This window comes from Mycobacterium paraense, assembly GCF_002101815.1.
GTDB classification, from domain to species: domain Bacteria; phylum Actinomycetota; class Actinomycetes; order Mycobacteriales; family Mycobacteriaceae; genus Mycobacterium; species Mycobacterium paraense.
Genome location: NZ_LQPM01000005.1, coordinates 14,263 through 29,995, shown reverse-complemented (window position 1 = coordinate 29,995; position 15,733 = coordinate 14,263). Strand labels below are relative to the sequence as shown.

The 15,733-nt window shown below is 68.1% G+C and carries 15 protein-coding genes and 1 pseudogene; 10 read left to right on the top strand and 6 right to left on the bottom strand.

Annotated features, from left to right (window positions below):
- Window positions 1-2 precede the first annotated feature (2 nt).
- The 3 genes and pseudogenes from AWB89_RS02885 (at window position 3) to AWB89_RS02875 (ending at window position 2,067) form a co-directional block, all read left to right on the top strand.
- Window positions 3-1,259 carry a cysteine desulfurase gene (locus tag AWB89_RS02885; RefSeq protein ID WP_085171473.1) on the top strand — a complete coding sequence of 419 codons (1,257 nt, stop codon included), beginning with the start codon at window positions 3-5 and terminating at the stop codon, window positions 1,257-1,259.
- Window positions 1,256-1,742: pseudogene (gene sufU, locus AWB89_RS02880) on the top strand (Fe-S cluster assembly sulfur transfer protein SufU); the annotation flags it as partial. The gene AWB89_RS02885 and the pseudogene sufU, both read left to right, overlap by 4 nt.
- On the top strand, window positions 1,720-2,067 hold the full coding sequence (locus AWB89_RS02875) for a metal-sulfur cluster assembly factor (protein ID WP_066967083.1): 348 nt from the start codon (window positions 1,720-1,722) through the stop codon (window positions 2,065-2,067). The pseudogene sufU and the gene AWB89_RS02875, both read left to right, overlap by 23 nt.
- Before the next feature lie 17 nt (window positions 2,068-2,084).
- Here the strand turns inward: AWB89_RS02875 and AWB89_RS02870 are convergent, their stop codons facing one another.
- The gene (locus tag AWB89_RS02870) at window positions 2,085-2,828 is read right to left on the bottom strand and encodes a DUF5666 domain-containing protein (RefSeq protein WP_085093943.1); all 744 of its coding nucleotides are present in this window, start codon (window positions 2,826-2,828) and stop codon (window positions 2,085-2,087) included.
- 81 nt (window positions 2,829-2,909) lie between these two features.
- The gene (locus tag AWB89_RS02865; RefSeq protein WP_241520416.1) at window positions 2,910-3,509 is read right to left on the bottom strand and encodes a DUF5666 domain-containing protein; all 600 of its coding nucleotides are present in this window, start codon (window positions 3,507-3,509) and stop codon (window positions 2,910-2,912) included.
- Between the two features lies 1 nt (window position 3,510).
- Between AWB89_RS02865 and AWB89_RS27815 the strand changes: the two genes are divergently transcribed.
- Window positions 3,511-3,747, top strand: a complete 237-nt coding sequence (locus tag AWB89_RS27815) for a hypothetical protein (protein WP_241519259.1) — start codon at window positions 3,511-3,513, stop codon at window positions 3,745-3,747.
- A gap of 26 nt (window positions 3,748-3,773) precedes the next feature.
- Here AWB89_RS27815 and AWB89_RS02860 read toward each other — a convergent pair whose 3' ends face one another.
- Window positions 3,774-5,600, bottom strand: coding sequence for an acyl-CoA dehydrogenase (locus AWB89_RS02860; RefSeq protein WP_085171471.1), 1,827 nt, complete (start codon window positions 5,598-5,600; stop codon window positions 3,774-3,776).
- A 133-nt stretch (window positions 5,601-5,733) separates the two neighbouring features.
- Between AWB89_RS02860 and trxA the strand changes: the two genes are divergently transcribed.
- Entirely contained in the window at window positions 5,734-6,084 is a 351-nt protein-coding gene (gene trxA / locus AWB89_RS02855; protein ID WP_085171470.1) for a thioredoxin, read from the top strand.
- 13 nt (window positions 6,085-6,097) lie between these two features.
- On the opposite strand, the gene AWB89_RS02850 is transcribed toward trxA, so the two are convergent.
- Entirely contained in the window at window positions 6,098-7,528 is a 1,431-nt protein-coding gene (locus AWB89_RS02850) for a condensation domain-containing protein (RefSeq protein ID WP_241520415.1), read from the bottom strand.
- A 296-nt stretch (window positions 7,529-7,824) separates the two neighbouring features.
- Here AWB89_RS02850 and AWB89_RS02845 point away from each other — a divergent pair, with 296 nt between their 5' ends.
- From AWB89_RS02845 to AWB89_RS02830, 4 genes are all read left to right on the top strand, one after another.
- A complete protein-coding gene (locus AWB89_RS02845) occupies window positions 7,825-8,538 on the top strand; it encodes a GAP family protein (RefSeq protein WP_085171468.1) in 714 nt (237 codons plus the stop codon).
- A gap of 28 nt (window positions 8,539-8,566) precedes the next feature.
- Window positions 8,567-9,376, top strand: a complete 810-nt coding sequence (locus AWB89_RS02840; RefSeq protein WP_085171467.1) for an enoyl-CoA hydratase — start codon at window positions 8,567-8,569, stop codon at window positions 9,374-9,376.
- A gap of 21 nt (window positions 9,377-9,397) precedes the next feature.
- Complete coding sequence (locus AWB89_RS02835; RefSeq protein ID WP_085171466.1) at window positions 9,398-11,026, top strand: ABC-F family ATP-binding cassette domain-containing protein; 1,629 nt, start codon at window positions 9,398-9,400, stop codon at window positions 11,024-11,026.
- Window positions 11,027-11,129: 103 nt separating this feature from the next.
- The gene (locus tag AWB89_RS02830; RefSeq protein ID WP_085093929.1) at window positions 11,130-11,336 is read left to right on the top strand and encodes a helix-turn-helix domain-containing protein; all 207 of its coding nucleotides are present in this window, start codon (window positions 11,130-11,132) and stop codon (window positions 11,334-11,336) included.
- A gap of 38 nt (window positions 11,337-11,374) precedes the next feature.
- Here AWB89_RS02830 and AWB89_RS02825 read toward each other — a convergent pair whose 3' ends face one another.
- Both AWB89_RS02825 and acnA read right to left on the bottom strand, forming a co-directional pair.
- The gene (locus AWB89_RS02825) at window positions 11,375-11,956 is read right to left on the bottom strand and encodes a TetR/AcrR family transcriptional regulator (RefSeq protein ID WP_085171465.1); all 582 of its coding nucleotides are present in this window, start codon (window positions 11,954-11,956) and stop codon (window positions 11,375-11,377) included.
- A gap of 12 nt (window positions 11,957-11,968) precedes the next feature.
- A complete protein-coding gene (gene acnA / locus AWB89_RS02820) occupies window positions 11,969-14,779 on the bottom strand; it encodes an aconitate hydratase AcnA (RefSeq protein ID WP_085171464.1) in 2,811 nt (936 codons plus the stop codon).
- A gap of 217 nt (window positions 14,780-14,996) precedes the next feature.
- On the opposite strand from acnA, the gene AWB89_RS02815 reads away from it, so the two are divergent.
- Complete coding sequence (locus AWB89_RS02815; protein ID WP_085093923.1) at window positions 14,997-15,545, top strand: Rv1476 family membrane protein; 549 nt, start codon at window positions 14,997-14,999, stop codon at window positions 15,543-15,545.
- The last annotated feature ends 188 nt before the right edge of the window (window positions 15,546-15,733 follow it).

The following is a 15,733-nucleotide window of genomic DNA, read 5'->3' as shown; positions in this document are numbered from 1 at the left end:
CCATGCTGGACGTTGCGGCGATCCGCGCCGACTTTCCGATCCTCAAGCGCATCATGCGAGGAGGAAACCAGTTGGCGTACTTGGATTCCGGAGCGACGTCGCAGCGCCCGGTGCAGGTGCTCGACGCCGAGCGCGAATTCCTGTTGACGTCCAACGGCGCGGTGCATCGCGGTGCGCACCAGCTGATGGAGGAGGCCACCGACGCCTACGAGCAGGGCCGCGCCGACATCGCGGCGTTCGTCGGGGCCGACGTGCAGGAGCTGGTCTTCACCAAGAACGCCACCGAGGCGCTCAACCTGGTGGCGTACGTGCTGGGCGACAACCGTTTCGAACGCGCCGTCGGGCCCGGTGACGTCATCGTCACCACCGAGCTCGAACACCACGCCAACCTGGTCCCGTGGCAGGAGCTCGCCCGGCGCACCGGGGCCACGTTGCGCTGGTACGGGGTTACGGACGACGGGCGCATCGACCTGGACTCGCTGCACCTCGACGAGCGGGTCAAAGTCGTTGCGTTCAGCCATCATTCCAACGTCACCGGCGCGCTCGGCCCGGTGGACGAACTGGTGAGCCGCGCCAAGGCGGTGGGCGCGCTGACCGTGCTGGACGCCTGCCAGTCGGTGCCGCACCGGGCGGTCGACTTCCACGCGCTCGACGTCGATTTCGGGGCGTTTTCCGGGCACAAGATGTTGGGCCCCAACGGGATCGGCGTGCTGTACGGGCGCGGCGAGCTGCTGTCGACCATGCCGCCTTTCCTCACCGGCGGATCGATGATCGAGACGGTCGCGATGGAAGCCTCGACGTACGCGGCGCCGCCGCAGCGCTTCGAAGCGGGCACCCCGATGACGTCGCAGGTGGTCGGGTTGGCCGCCGCCGCACGCTATCTCGGCGCCCTCGGGATGGACGCCGTCGAGGCCCACGAACGCGAGCTGGTCGCCGCGACCATCGAGGGGCTGTCCGGCATCGAGGGAGTGCGCATCGTCGGCCCGGCGTCGACGGAAAACCGCGGCTCGCCGGTGTCGTTCGTCGTCGACGGCGTGCACGCGCACGACGTCGGGCAGGTGCTCGACGACGATGGCGTCGCGGTGCGCGTCGGGCACCATTGCGCGTTGCCGCTGCACCGCAGGTTCGGGCTGGCGGCCACCGCGCGGGCGTCGTTCGCGGTGTACAACACGGCCGACGAGGTCGAGCGCCTGGTGGCCGGCGTGCGTCGCGCGCTGGACTTCTTCGGCGGGTCGCCGACATCGGTTGGGAGAGGCTGACGTTGCGCCTCGAGCAGATCTATCAGGACGTGATCCTCGATCACTACAAGCACCCGCAGCACCGCGGTCTGCGGGAGCCGTTCGGCGCGCAGGTGTACCACGTCAACCCGGTCTGCGGCGACGAGGTCACGCTGCGGGTCACGTTGTCCGACGACGGCGACACCGTCGTCGACGTCTCCTATGACGGGCAGGGCTGTTCGATCAGCCAGGCGTCGACCTCGGTGCTGACCCAGCAGGTGATCGGTCACAGCGTCGGTGAGGCGCTCAAGACCACGACCGCCTTCACCGAGATGGTGTCCTCGCGGGGCACCATCGAGGGCGACGAGGACGTGCTGGGCGACGGCGTCGCGTTCGCCGGAGTCGCCAAGTACCCGGCGCGGGTCAAGTGCGCGCTGCTCGGGTGGATGGCGTTCAAGGACGCGCTGGCCCAGGCCAGCGCAAGCTTCGAGGAGGACGAGAAATGAGCGAAACCACCGCACCGGGCGACGAATTGCTCGCCGACCTGGAGGAGGCGATGCGCGACGTCGTCGACCCCGAACTGGGCATCAACGTCGTCGACCTGGGGCTGGTCTACGGCCTGAACGTCGAGGACGGCGACGAGGGAACCGTCGCCCTGATCGACATGACGCTGACGTCGGCGGCCTGCCCGCTGACCGACGTCATCGAGGACCAGTCGCGCAGCGCGCTGGTCGGCGCCGGCCTGGTGGACGACCTGCGGATCAACTGGGTGTGGAACCCGCCGTGGGGCCCCGACAAGATCACCGAGGACGGCCGCGAGCAGTTGCGCGCCCTGGGCTTCACCGTCTGAATCGGCCCGCCCGCCCGCTAGATGTGGAAGGGCAGATGGGGCAGGTGCAGGTGGTGGTGCGGGTGCCCCATCGGCGGGCACGCCTCGAGGCTGATCGTCATCGCGTGCAGGACGCCGGCGTCCTGGGTCCCCTGGGCGCCCATGCACTTCCCGTTCGTGATCGCCTGGGAGTCCGACGGCGTCTGCTTCTGGTAGGAGGTCGAGTTCGCGACCGTCACGGTGGTGGGCGTCGGTTGGGGACCCATGCCGCTGACGGCGATGGTGTTACCCGAGACCGAGCTGACCGTGCCGTAGAACCCGGCCGGCGGCGGGCACTTGCCGTCGACGGCTGAGGTGACCGTCACGGCCTGCGCGGTGATCGACCCGCCCGTGGGCGCGCTCTGCGGGGTGGCGCGCACGTTGACGCAACTGCCGGGGGTGACGTCGGCCAGCTTGGCCGGGGTGACCTCGACGACCCGCGTCGACGGGGAGAAGTCCACCGTGGCCGACCCCGTCCGCGTCCTCAGCTGGATCGTGCCCCCCGACACCGACTGGACCAGGCCCTCGACGTAGTCCTTCGGGACGGGTGGCGGCGGGGGAGCCGGCGGTGGCGGCGCGCCCTGCTCGGGACTGGGCGGCAACGCCGTCACCGTCGGCTTGCTCGTGCTGCTGGTGTTCGTCGTGCCGCCCGAGTGGCACATCGCGACGCTCAACGCGATGAGGGCGATGACCCCGACGAGCGCGATCTGAGCCAGCCGAGGTTTGACCTTGGTGGCAGACATCGACGTGGCTCCGATCGTGCGTTGCGGATTCGAACGTGGGTACCCGCTCGAACCCCGTTTTTCACCGCCGCGTAACCGAAATCACCCGCGCGGTTTGCCCGGGCACTTGCCGTCGACGGCCGCCCGCACGTTGATGGACGTCGCCTGCAGCGCGCCGGCGTTGTCCATGGTGCCGCGCGCGTTGAGGCACTTGCCCTGGGCGATCGCGTCGGGGGTGGCGGTGGTCAGCTTGGTGTATTTCGTCTTGTCGTCCACCGTCACGGCCGTTTGCGTGGTGTTACCGCTGGCGTCGGTGCCCGCGACGCTGATGGTGTTGCCCGTCACCGAGGCGACGGAGCCCCGCACCGGCTGCGCGTTTCCGGGCGCCGGCGTCGGCGAGCCGGAGGGGGCGGGCGAGCTGGAACCGGGGCCGGAAGCGGGTCCGGACTCCTTGGGCTTCGGGCAGGTGCCGTTGACGGACGGGCTGACCCGAACGGATGCCGCGGTGACCGGCTGCTGTGTGCCCTGCGCTTCCTTGGTGGGTCGCACGGTGACGCAGCTGCCCGACGTGACGTCACTCAGCGTGGCCGGGGAAACCTCGGTGATCTTGGTCGTCGAGGTGAAATTCACGGCGGCGTTGCTCTTGTCTTCCTTGGTGACCTGGATCGAGTTGCCCGCGACCGACGCGATCAGGCCGCTCACCTTGGCCTCGTTCTGGGCCGGCGCCGGCGACGTCGTCGTCGAGGTCACCGTCGAGGTGGAGGTGGATGCCGATGTGGGAGCTGATTGGTTCGACGACCCGCACGCCGCGACGGACAGCGCGGTGGCGCCCGCGGCGGCCAGGACGGCGAACCGGGTGAGCCGGGACGTGGGACAGCTTGCAGATATCAACGTTTCCCCCATTCGTGAGTTGGACCACGAAAAGATGTACCCGCTCTAGCTGTGTCGCAGCTGTGAAACACCCAGTCAGAAGGCGTCTTCGGAGATGCGCATGATGTCGTCATCGATGGATTCGATGACCCTGCGCTGCGCCGCCAGCCGGGGCAGCATGTTCTTGGCGAAGAACGTCGCGGTCGCGATCTTGCCCTGATAGAAGTGCTTGTCGCCCGCGGCGGCGTCGGCCAGGGCGGCGTGGGCGATGCCGGCCTGCACCAGCAGCCGCCAGCCGATGAGCAGGTCCCCGACCGCCAGGAGATACCGCACCGATCCGAGCCCCACCTTGTAGATCTCGGTGGGCTGCTGCGTGGCCGACATCAGGAATCCGGTCAGCGCGCCCGTCATCGCGGTGACTTCGTCGAGCGCGGCCTGCACCAGCTCGGCCTGCGGCTTGAGCGCCTCGTCGCAATCGTCGACGGTGCGGCTGATCTGGGCCGTCAGGAACTGCAGCGCCTGGCCGCGGTCGCGGACGATCTTGCGGAAGAAGAAATCCAGCGCCTGGATGGCGGTGGTGCCCTCGTAGAGCGAGTCGATCTTGGAGTCGCGGATGTACTGCTCGAGCGGATAGTCGACGAGGAACCCCGAGCCGCCCAGCGTCTGCAGCGACTCGGTCAGGATCTCGTAGGCACGCTCGGAGCTCACGCCCTTGACGATCGGCAGCAGCAGGTCGTCGATGCGATGCGCCATGTCGGGGTCGGCGCCCGAAACCCGTTGCGCGACATCGGGATCCTGATGGGCGGCGGCATACATGTAGAGCGCCCGCAGGCCCTCGGCGTACGCCTTCTGGGTCATCAGGCTGCGGCGCACGTCGGGGTGATGGATGATCGTGACGCGCGGCGCGGTCTTGTCGGCCATCTGGGTGAGGTCGGCGCCCTGCACCCGCTCCTTGGCGAAGGCGAGCGCGTTCAGGTAGCCGGTGGACAGGGTGCCCGCGCCCTTCACGCCGATCGTCATGCGGGCCTGCTCGATCACGGTGAACATCTGCGCGATCCCGTTGTGCACGTCGCCGACCAGGTAGCCGACGGCCGGCACGTCGCCGTCGCCGAACGTCAATTCGCACGTGGGCGAGGACTTGATGCCCATCTTGTGTTCCAGTCCGGTGGCGAAAACCCCGTTGCGGGAACCGAGTTCGAACGTCTCGGGATCGAACAGGAACTTGGGCACGTAGAACAGGCTCAACCCCTTGGTGCCCGGGCCGGCGCCCTCCGGCCGGGCCAGCACCAGGTGGAAGATGTTCTCGGCGGTCTCGCCGACGTCGCCGCCGGAGATGAACCGCTTGACGCCCTGGATGTGCCAGGTGCCGTCGGGCTGTTGGATGGCCTTGGTGCGGCCGGCCCCGACGTCCGATCCGGCGTCGGGCTCGGTGAGCACCATGGTGGCCCCCCAACCGCGCTCGACAGCGATTGCCGCCCACTGCCGTTGCTGCTCGTTGCCCTCTTCGTACAGCGCCTGTGCCATGAACGGGCCGAAGTTGAAGAAGTTCGCGGACGGGTTGGCGCACAGGATCATCTCGGTGACCGCCCAGGCCAGCGGGGGCGGCGCCGGCATGCCGCCGATCTCCTCGGCCAGCCCCAGCCGCCACCATCCCGCCTCCTTGATCGCCTGCACGGTCTTGGCCAGATCGTCCGGGACGCTGATCGAGTGCTCGGCGGGATCGAAGACCGGCGGGTTGCGGTCGGCCGCGGCGAACGATTCCGCGACCGGGCCTTCGGCCAGGCGGGCGGCCTCGCTCAAGATCGTCCGGACGGTGTCCGCGTCGAGGTCGCTGTAGCGCCCGGTGCCGAGTACCGCGCCCACCTCGAGAACGTCGAACAGGTTGAACTCGAGGTCACGGACGTTAGCGATGTAATGGCCCAACGCGATTCCCTCACTGGTCGAAAGAAGCGGGCGGATCGTCAGCCCTCAGTGTCTCCGACGTGGGAAAACGTACGCAACCGTAACCTGATCCGCGCGCGGGAACACCGCATCGGTTATCGACGTTAAGCCAATTGTGACAACACGCGATCTCACTGCTGAGAAGTTCAACGAAACCATCGAGGGCAACGACATCGTCCTCGTCGACTTTTGGGCGTCCTGGTGCGGGCCCTGCCGCCAGTTCGCGCCGACTTTCCAGGAGTCATCCGAGAAGCACCCGGACATCGTGTACGCCAAGGTCGACACCGAGGCGGAACAACAGCTCGCGGCGGCCGCCCAGATCCGGTCCATTCCCACGCTGATGGCCTTCAAGAAGGGCAAGCTGCTGTTCAACCAGGCCGGCGCCCTGCCGCCGGCGGCCCTGGAGGACCTGGTGCAGCAGGTCAAGGCCTTCGACGTCGAGGCGGCCGAGGCCGAGCAGGCCTGACCGACGGGCCTCGCTACAGCGCGGCGGCGCCGCAGAGCGGCACCAGTGCGCCGCGGCCCTCGGCGACCCGGACGTAGATCGATTTCAGCGTCTCGATGTAGCGGGCGACCGACTCGCGTGCGACCGGATTGTCCGGGAAAAACACCATCGCGTGCGTCTCGTTCTCGTAGCGGTTGACCCGCAAATCGAATCGAGCCGGGACGCCGCCGTCGTGGTGGATCTTGATGTTCGAGCCGCCCCATTCGGACTTGACGATCGTGGACAGCGGCGGGCTGCTGGCGTCGAGATGAAACAGCAGGGGGACGCGGCCGTCCGGCATCCTCAACCACGGCGCCAACTCCAGCACCCGAGCAAACGGGACGTTGGCCAGCGCCTTGCCGGAGTCGAACGACTTCTGCGCGGCGCGCGCGGTGTCACCGAAGGACGACACGTCGACGGGGATGGTGATCGGGACGAAGCCGGTGAACCAACCGATCGTCAGGAACTCCGCACGGCTGCTGCGGGTATCGCACGCGACAAGCCCGTAATACTTTTCGGCGCCGGTCAATTCGTACTGCGCCATCGCGGCGCAGGCGAAAACGCCACCGCTGAAACGCGCACCCGCTGCCAGGCAAGCGGATTCGAAGTTGGCCGTCTGCCGTTCGTCCATCACCCGCACGAACATCAGCTCGCAGGAGCCCGACCCGTCGCCGAGCGACACCGGGCATTCCGGCAGCGTCCCGTCGTTGGATTCGAAGAAGTCGACCCAGCCGCGCACCTGCGGGGAATCCAGCGTGAGGGCGGAGGTGTATTCGTGCTGGCGGACACAGTAATCCGTGTAGCTGCCCGGGGCCGGAAGCGGAGGCGGCGCTCCGCCGGCGAGCAGCGAGGTGTACATCAGATACAACTCGAGGCGGATGGCCCCCAGGAACTGCGCGTCGATGTAGAGATGGTCGATGGCGAAGCAGAAGGTGAAGTGGTCCGCGCGCTGAATGATGGCGAACCTGAAGCAATCCCATTGCAGCGGGCTCGGCGTGGCAGCGATGTGCTCGCGCAACGCCTCCGGCGTCATCTCGCCGTGCTCGATCGGAACACATTGAATGTCGCCGGGTTTGCTCACCGTGCGCCTGACGATGCGATCACCGTCGGCAAACGCGAACCAGCTGTGATACGTGTCGTGCCGCCGGAGGTGGGTGTTGATGACGTACGTCAGGACCCGAATGTCGCATTTGCCGGGCATGTCCCAGCTGCCGATGCACAGCCGTGACATGTCGACCCCACGGCTCGCGTGGTCGCGGAAGTTGCGGAGGTGCCTGGCCTGCTGATGGCTGGCCGGCACGGCGCTTACCGGAGCTTGCCTGACCTTGGCAAGCGAGCCGGGCGAGGGATGCCAACAGATGACCGCCCCCGGCTCCGGCACCCATTCGTCGAGGGCCCCGAACGCCTCTTCTCCTGGGATGAACACATTCCCTCCCTGATCGCTTCGCCGCATGGGCATAGCGGACTCATAGACTCGGCCACGGCTCGATTGTTCGCGAACTACCTCCAGTGGTCGGATCTCGTTGCGGCCCAGCGCATTTGCGCGGCCAACCCGTACGCATCACGGCGTCATAGCCAACACGTACCCAACGGTGGCTAAACGTAGCAGATCAAAGCAAGTCAAGGGGGCCGTTTCGACGACATTTAACGTACGCGACGACGGCCGCCCAATCGCCTTGAACTACGAACGCGACCCGCCCTGCCCACGGTAAAGTCGCGCCCATGTGGGGCACGGTGCTGGCGTTGGCGCTGGTCGCCGGGGTCGACCCGGGGCGGATCGGCATCACGCTGCTGCTGTTTTCCCGGCGACGGCCCGTGCTGCATCTGGTCGCATTGTGGCTCGGCGGGCTGGCGGTCGGCGTGGTCCTGGCCCTCGGTGCGCTCGTGGGCCTGCACGACGTCGTGCTCGGGGTCATGGACAAGGTGGAGCTCGCCACCTCGACCTCCGCGGCGGGCCGGATTCAGATCGCGATGGGCGTGTTGGCGCTGGTGGTGGCCGCACTGATCGCGATCGGCTTTTCGGTGCGCCAACCGGCGGCCCCGCCCGCCGGCGGCCCGTCGAACCCGGTCGCGCCGACGGCGTTCTCCCGCTTGTCGACGGGTGCGCTGGAGGCGCTGCGGGCCGGGCCGCCGTGGATCACGTTCCTGGTTGGGGTCGGGATCACGACCGACTTTCGCTACCTCGCGGCACTCACCGTGATCCTGGCGTCGGGGGCCGCCCTGGGCACCCAGGTGAGCGCGGCCGCGGCATACACGCTGCTCGGGCTGGCGTTTGCCGAGATTCCCCTGGTCTGCCATCTGGTGGCGCCGGCGCGGACCGGCGCGGTGATGTCGCGCGTGCACGACTGGGTGCAGGCCCGCAGGCGGGCCGTCCTCGGCCTTCTGGTCGCCGCGCTGGGCGTTTTCCTGATGACCACCGGCATGGGCCACGTCTGAGCCTGGGGCTTTCCGTTACCTTTCACGGGTGAGCTTGGTACTGGTAGAGCAACCGCGGCCCGGTGTCGCACTGATAACCCTCAATCGGCCCGAACGGATGAACTCCATGGCGTTCGACGTCATGGTGCCGCTCAAAGAGGCCCTCGAACAGGTCACCTACGACAATTCCGTGCGCGTCGTCGTGCTGACCGGGGCGGGCCGGGGATTCTCCTCGGGCGCCGACCACAAGTCCGCGGGATCGGTGCCCCACGTCGACGGGTTGACCCGCCCGACGTATGCGCTGCGGTCGATGGAGGTGCTCGACGACGTCATCCTGGCGTTGCGGCGGCTGCACCAGCCGGTGATCGCGGCGGTCAACGGCCCCGCGATCGGCGGCGGGCTGTGCCTGGCGCTGGCCGCCGACATCCGGGTGGCCTCGACCGGCGCCTACTTCCGGGCGGCCGGCATCAACAACGGCCTGACGGCCAGTGAGCTGGGCTTGAGCTACCTGTTGCCGCGGGCCATCGGGTCGTCGCGGGCGTTCGAGATCATGCTGACCGGCCGGGACGTCACCGCCGAGGAGGCCGAGCGCATCGGGCTGGTGTCGTGTCAGGTGCCCGAGGAGCAGCTGCTGGACACCTGCTACGCGATCGCCGCGCGCATCGCCGCCTTCTCGCGGCCCGGCACCGAGTTGACCAAACGCACACTGTGGAGCGGGCTCGACGCCGGTAGCCTGGAGGGGCACATGCAAGCCGAAGGCCTGGGACAGCTCTTCGTCCGCCTGCTCACCGCCAACTTCGAAGAAGCGGTCGCCGCGCGCGCCGAGAAGCGGCCGCCGGTGTTCACCGACGACAAATAGCCCGAAAACGAGGGAGTAGATGTGATCACGGCCACGGACCTCGAGGTCCGCGCGGGCGCGCGCATCCTGCTCTCACCGGACGGCCCGGACCTGCGCGTGCAGCCCGGCGACCGCATCGGGCTGGTCGGCCGCAACGGCGCCGGCAAGACCACGACGCTGCGCATCCTGGCGGGCGAGTCCGAGCCCTACGCCGGCACGGTGGCCCGCATCGGCGAAATCGGTTACCTGCCACAGGATCCCAAGGAAGGCGATCTCGACGTGCTGGCCCGCGACCGGGTGTTGTCGGCCCGCGGACTGGACGTCCTGCTCACCGACCTGGAGAAGCAGCAGGCGCTGATGGCCGAGGTCGCCGACGACGACGCACGCGACCGCGCGATCCGCCGCTACGGGCAGCTCGAGGAGCGGTTCGTGGCGCTGGGCGGCTACGGCGCCGAGAGCGAGGCCGGCCGCATCTGCGCGAGCCTGGGCCTGCCGGAACGGGTGCTGACGCAGCAGCTGCGCACGCTGTCCGGCGGGCAGCGCCGCCGCGTCGAGCTGTCGCGCATCCTGTTCGCCGCGTCCGACACCGGCGCCGGCTCGTCCACCACGCTGCTGCTCGACGAGCCGACCAACCACCTCGACGCGGATTCGCTGGGGTGGCTGCGCGACTTCCTGCGGGCGCACACCGGCGGGCTGGTCCTCATCAGCCACAACGTCGAGCTGCTCGCCGACGTGGTCAACCGGGTGTGGTTCCTCGACGCCGTGCGCGGCGAGGTCGACGTCTACAACATGGGCTGGCAGAAGTACCTGGACGCCCGCGCCACCGACGAGCAGCGTCGCCGCCGGGAGCGCACCAACGCCGAACGCAAGGCCGCCGCGCTGCGCACGCAGGCCGCCAAGCTCGGCGCCAAGGCCACCAAAGCCGTTGCCGCCCAGAACATGTTGCGCCGAGCGGACCGGATGATGGCGGCGCTCGACGAGGAGCGGGTGGCCGACAAGGTGGCCCGGATCAAGTTCCCCACCCCGGCCGCGTGCGGGCGCACGCCGCTGGTGGCCAAGGGACTGAGCAAGTCCTACGGGTCGCTCGAGGTGTTCAGCGGCGTCGATCTGGCCATCGACCGCGGGTCGCGCGTCGTGGTGCTCGGCCTCAACGGTGCCGGCAAGACCACGTTGCTGCGGTTGCTGGCCGGCGTCGAAAGCGCCGACAGCGGGGGCCTCGAGCCCGGACATGGTTTGCGGATCGGCTATTTCGCGCAGGAGCACGACACCCTCGACAACGACGCGACCGTCTGGGAGAACATCCGGCACGCCGCGCCCGAATCCGGTGAACAGGAGCTGCGGGGCCTGCTGGGCGCGTTCATGTTCAGCGGTCCGCAGCTCGAGCAGCCGGCGGGGACGCTGTCCGGCGGGGAGAAGACCCGGCTCGCGCTGGCGGGTCTGGTGGCCTCGACGGCCAACGTGTTGCTGCTCGACGAGCCGACCAACAACCTCGATCCCGCGTCGCGCGAACAGGTCCTCGACGCGCTGCGCAGCTACCAGGGCGCGGTGGTGTTGGTGACGCACGACCCGGGCGCGGCCGAGGCCCTCGACCCGCAGCGCGTCGTGCTGTTGCCCGACGGCACCGAGGACTACTGGTCCGACGAATACCGGGATCTCATCGAGCTGGCTTGATCGGCAAGTGGCCGCAGGCGATTTCGGCCAAAGCGGCCCGCGACCGGCAATCGCTTCTTACTCTATGTGCTTGGGGAGCGAGTCCGAGCCGGGAGGGGAGCCAGTGAGAAAGCCGAAGAAGACGCGCGAGCAGACGCTGTACGAGCTACGCAACGCGTACGAGCGCGGCGCAAGCATTCGCAACCTGGTCGCCACCACCGGCAGGTCCTACGGATCGATTCACAGCATGCTGCTCGAGTCCGGCACCACGCTCCGGGGCCGGGGCGGCCCCAACCACACTTCGGCCCGGCGCCAGTCCACGCGGGCGTAGCGTCACTGCGAAATTACGTCCCCTCATTCGCAGTGGCGTTACGCTCGCGCCCCAGAGTCCTTGCGCCGCACCGACTTTTCCACCAGGTCGAGGACCGCGGCCAGCCGCTTGGGGTCTTCGCCGGACGCCAGCCGGGCCACCAGGCCGTCGAGCACCAGTTCTAGGTAGCACTGCAAGACGTCGGCGGGTACGTCATCGCGCACCCGGTGCGCCTCCTTCTGCCGCCGCAACCGGTCGGTGGTGGCCGCCGCCAGCTCCGCCGAGCGCTCCGCCCAGCCGCGATTGAACACGGGGTCGGTGCGCAGCTTGCGCGCGATCTCCAACCTCGTGGCCAGCCAGTCGAACTCCTCCGGCGCGGCGAGCATGTCGCGCATCACCTGGATCAGGCCCTCGCGCGACGCGACGTCGGCCATCCGCTCGGCGTCCTCGTGCGCCAGCGCGAAGAACAGCGCGTCCTTGTCGCGGAAGTGATGGAAGATCGCCCCGCGCGACATCCCGACCGCCTTCTCCAGCCGGCGCACCGTGGCCTTGTCGTAGCCGTACTCGGCGAAGCAGCGCCGGGCACCGTCGAGGATCTGGCGGCGGCGAGCCGCCATATGGTCCTCGCTGACTTTGGGCACAGGCGACGACGGCTACGACTTGAGCATGTTGCGCAGCACATACTGCAAGATGCCGCCGTTGCGGTAGTAGTCGGCCTCGCCGGGGGTGTCGATGCGCACCACGGCGTCGAACTCGATCGGGTCGCCGGATTCCTTGGCGGCCTTGACATGCACCGTCTTCGGCGTCTTGCCGTCGTTGAGCGCCTCGATGCCGGTGATGTCGAAGACCTCGGTGCCGTCCAGCCCCAGGTCCTGCGCCGTCTTGCCCTCCGGGAACTGCAGCGGGATCACGCCCATGCCGATCAGGTTCGAGCGGTGGATGCGCTCGAACGACTCGGCGATCACCGCCCGGACGCCCAGCAGCAGCGTGCCCTTGGCCGCCCAGTCGCGCGACGAACCCGAGCCGTATTCCTTGCCGCCCAGCACCACCAGCGGAATGTTCTGTGCCGCATAGTTTTGCGCCGCGTCGTAGATGAACGCCTGCGGGCCGCCGTCCTGGGTGAAGTCGCGGGTGTAGCCGCCGGCGACATCGTCGAGCAACTGGTTGCGCAGCCGGATGTTGGCGAACGTGCCGCGGATCATCACCTCGTGGTTGCCGCGCCGCGAGCCGAAGGAGTTGTAGTCCTTGCGCTCGACGCCGTGCTCGTCGAGGTACTGCGCCGCCGGGGTGCCCGGCTTGATGCTGCCGGCGGGGGAGATGTGGTCGGTGGTCACCGAATCCCCCAGCAGCGCGAGCACCCGTGCGCCGCTGATGTCCTTGACCGGCTCGGGCTCGGCGGCCATGCCCTCGAAGTACGGAGGCTTGCGCACGTACGTCGAATCCGGGTCCCACTCAAAGGTGTTGCCGCTGGGCGTGGGCAGGTTGCGCCAGCGCTCGTCGCCCTTGAACACGTCGGCGTAGTTCTTGGTGAACATCTCCTGGCTGATCGCCGAGGCGATGGTGTCCGAGACGTCCTTCTGCGACGGCCAGATGTCCTTCAGGAAGACGTCGTTGCCGTCCTTGTCCGTGCCGAGCGGCTCGGACTCGAAGTCGAAGTCCATGGTCCCGGCCAGGGCGTAGGCGACGACCAGCGGCGGGGACGCCAGGTAGTTCATCTTCACGTCCGGGTTGATGCGGCCCTCGAAGTTCCGGTTACCCGACAGCACGGCGGCCACCGAGAGGTCGTTGTCGTTGATCGCCTTGGAGATCTCATCGGGCAGCGGGCCGGAGTTGCCGATGCAGGTGGTGCAGCCGTAGCCGACCAGGTAGAAGCCCAGCTTCTCCAAGTACGGCCACAGGCCGGCCTTGTCGTAGTAGTCGTGGACCACCTGGGAGCCGGGCGCCATCGTGGTCTTCACCCACGGCTTGGAGGCCAGCCCCTTTTCGACGGCGTTGCGCGCCAGCAGCGCCGCGCCCAGCATCACCTCCGGGTTGGAGGTGTTGGTGCACGACGTGACCGCCGCGATCACCACCGCGCCGTGATCGAGCACGAACTCGCCGAGTTCCTCCGACTTGACCGTCACCGGGGTGCTCACCCGGCCCTTCGCGTGCTTGGCCGCCGACTCCACCGGCTTGTGGTCGTCGGCGTGGCCGTTCTCCAGCGCGCCCGGGTCACTGGCCGGGAAGGACTCGTCGACGGTCTCGTCCAGCTTCGAGTAGTCCTTCTTGTCGGGGTCGTCGCCGACGTAGCTGGGAATCTGCTCGCGGAACGTGGATTTGGCGTCGGACAACGCGATTCGGTCCTGCGGGCGCTTGGGCCCGGCGATCGACGGCACCACGTCGGACAGGTCGAGTTCGAGGTATTCCGAGAACGCGGGCTCGCGCTCGGGGTCGTGCCACATGCCCTGCTCCTTGGCGTACGCCTCGACCAGGGCGAGCTGCTCGGGCTTGCGCCCGGTGAACTTCAGGTAGGAGATGGTCTCCTCGTCGATCGGGAAAATCGCTGCGGTGGAACCGAATTCGGGGCTCATGTTGCCCAGGGTGGCGCGGTTGGCCAGTGGCACCTCGGCCACGCCGTCGCCGTAGAACTCGACGAACTTGCCGACCACGCCGTGCTTGCGCAGCATCTCCGTGACGGTCAGCACGACGTCGGTGGCGGTGACGCCGGCCTGGATCTCGCCGGTCAGCTTGAAGCCGACGACCCGGGGGATCAGCATGGACACCGGCTGCCCGAGCATCGCCGCCTCGGCCTCGATGCCGCCCACGCCCCAGCCCAGCACACCGAGGCCGTTGACCATCGTGGTGTGCGAGTCGGTGCCCACGCAGGTGTCGGGGTAGGCCACCCCATCGCGCTCCATCACCACGCTCGCCAGGTATTCGATGTTGACCTGGTGCACGATGCCGGTGCCCGGCGGCACCACCTTGAAGTCGTCGAATGCGCCCTGCCCCCAACGCAGGAACTGGTAGCGCTCGCCGTTGCGCTGGTATTCGATCTCCACGTTGCGCTCGAACGCGTCGGCGCGGCCGAACAGGTCGGCGATTACCGAGTGGTCGATCACCAGGTCGGCGGGCGCCAACGGGTTGACCTTGTCGGGCTTGCCGCCGAGGTCGCCGATGGCCTCGCGCATGGTGGCCAGGTCGACGATGCAGGGCACCCCGGTGAAGTCCTGCATCACGACCCGCGCGGGCGTGTACTGGATCTCAATGCTGGGCTCCGCCTTGGGATCCCAGTTCGCGATGGCCTCGATGTGGTCCTTGGTGATGTTGCTGCCGTCCTCGTTGCGCAGCAGGTTCTCGGCGAGGACCTTGAGGCTGTAGGGGAGTTTCTCGGTGTTGGGGACGGCGTCGAGGCGATAGATCTGGTAACTCTTGTCGCCGACCTGGAGGGTGTCGCGGGCTCCGAACGAGTTCACAGATTCAGTCACTTCAACTCCCGATGATTTAGTTCTTCCACCGACGGGCCGTGTCGGCGGCGGTGCCAACTTTAACAGTACGCTTGTCCTGCATTACGGCGGCACCCTCGTAATCCAGTCTTATCGCCCGACCCGGCGGTTTAAACCCCTTCGGGCTTAAATCCGGGCGTCACACTAGAGTGACCGCCGTAGTCGAGGGCCGCACCAGCGGCGCAGCCGGAGGGACGTGATGACCTTTTTCTTGCAGCCCGGCCCGCCTGCCTACATTCCGCAGGACGTCGACATGACCGCGATCAAGGCCAAGGTCGCCGTCGACGGCGTCAGCGCGACGCCGGACGCCCTGCCCGGCCTGCTCGACGTGGTCAACGAGGCGCACGCCCACGGCATCAACCTCAAGATCGTGCTGCTCGACCACAACCCGCCCAACGACACGCCGTTGCGCGACATCTCCACCGTCGTCGGCGCCGACTACCACGACGCGACGGTGCTGACCCTCAGCCCGAGTTACGTCGGCAGCTACAGCACGCAGTTCCCGCGCGTCACCCTCGAGGCCGGCGAGGACATCGCCAAGACGGGCAATCCGGTGGTCTCGGCGCAGCATTTTCTGCACGAGCTGGAGTCGCCCGAGTTCCCCTGGACCGGCCTGACCATCTTCCTTCTGATCGGGGTGCTCGCGGCGGCCGTCGGCACGCGATTCCTGCAGCTGCGCGGCAAGCGTGCAGCAACGCCCGCCGGTGCTCCGGAAACCGCCGAGACCGAGGCCGCTAACGGCGCCTGACACGCGCGTCCGGCTCGGGTCGCCCGGCCCGGCAACCGCCCGCCGCGGCGCGCGGCAAACAGGCTAGGTCACTGTTCGGTCACATTAAACGCACGTCCAGAGTGCAGTTTGTGACGAGCGTTTCCACCGCGTCTCGTGTGACGTACGGTGCAAATGATGCCCCTGTTGTTCTTGGCGCTTTTGAGATT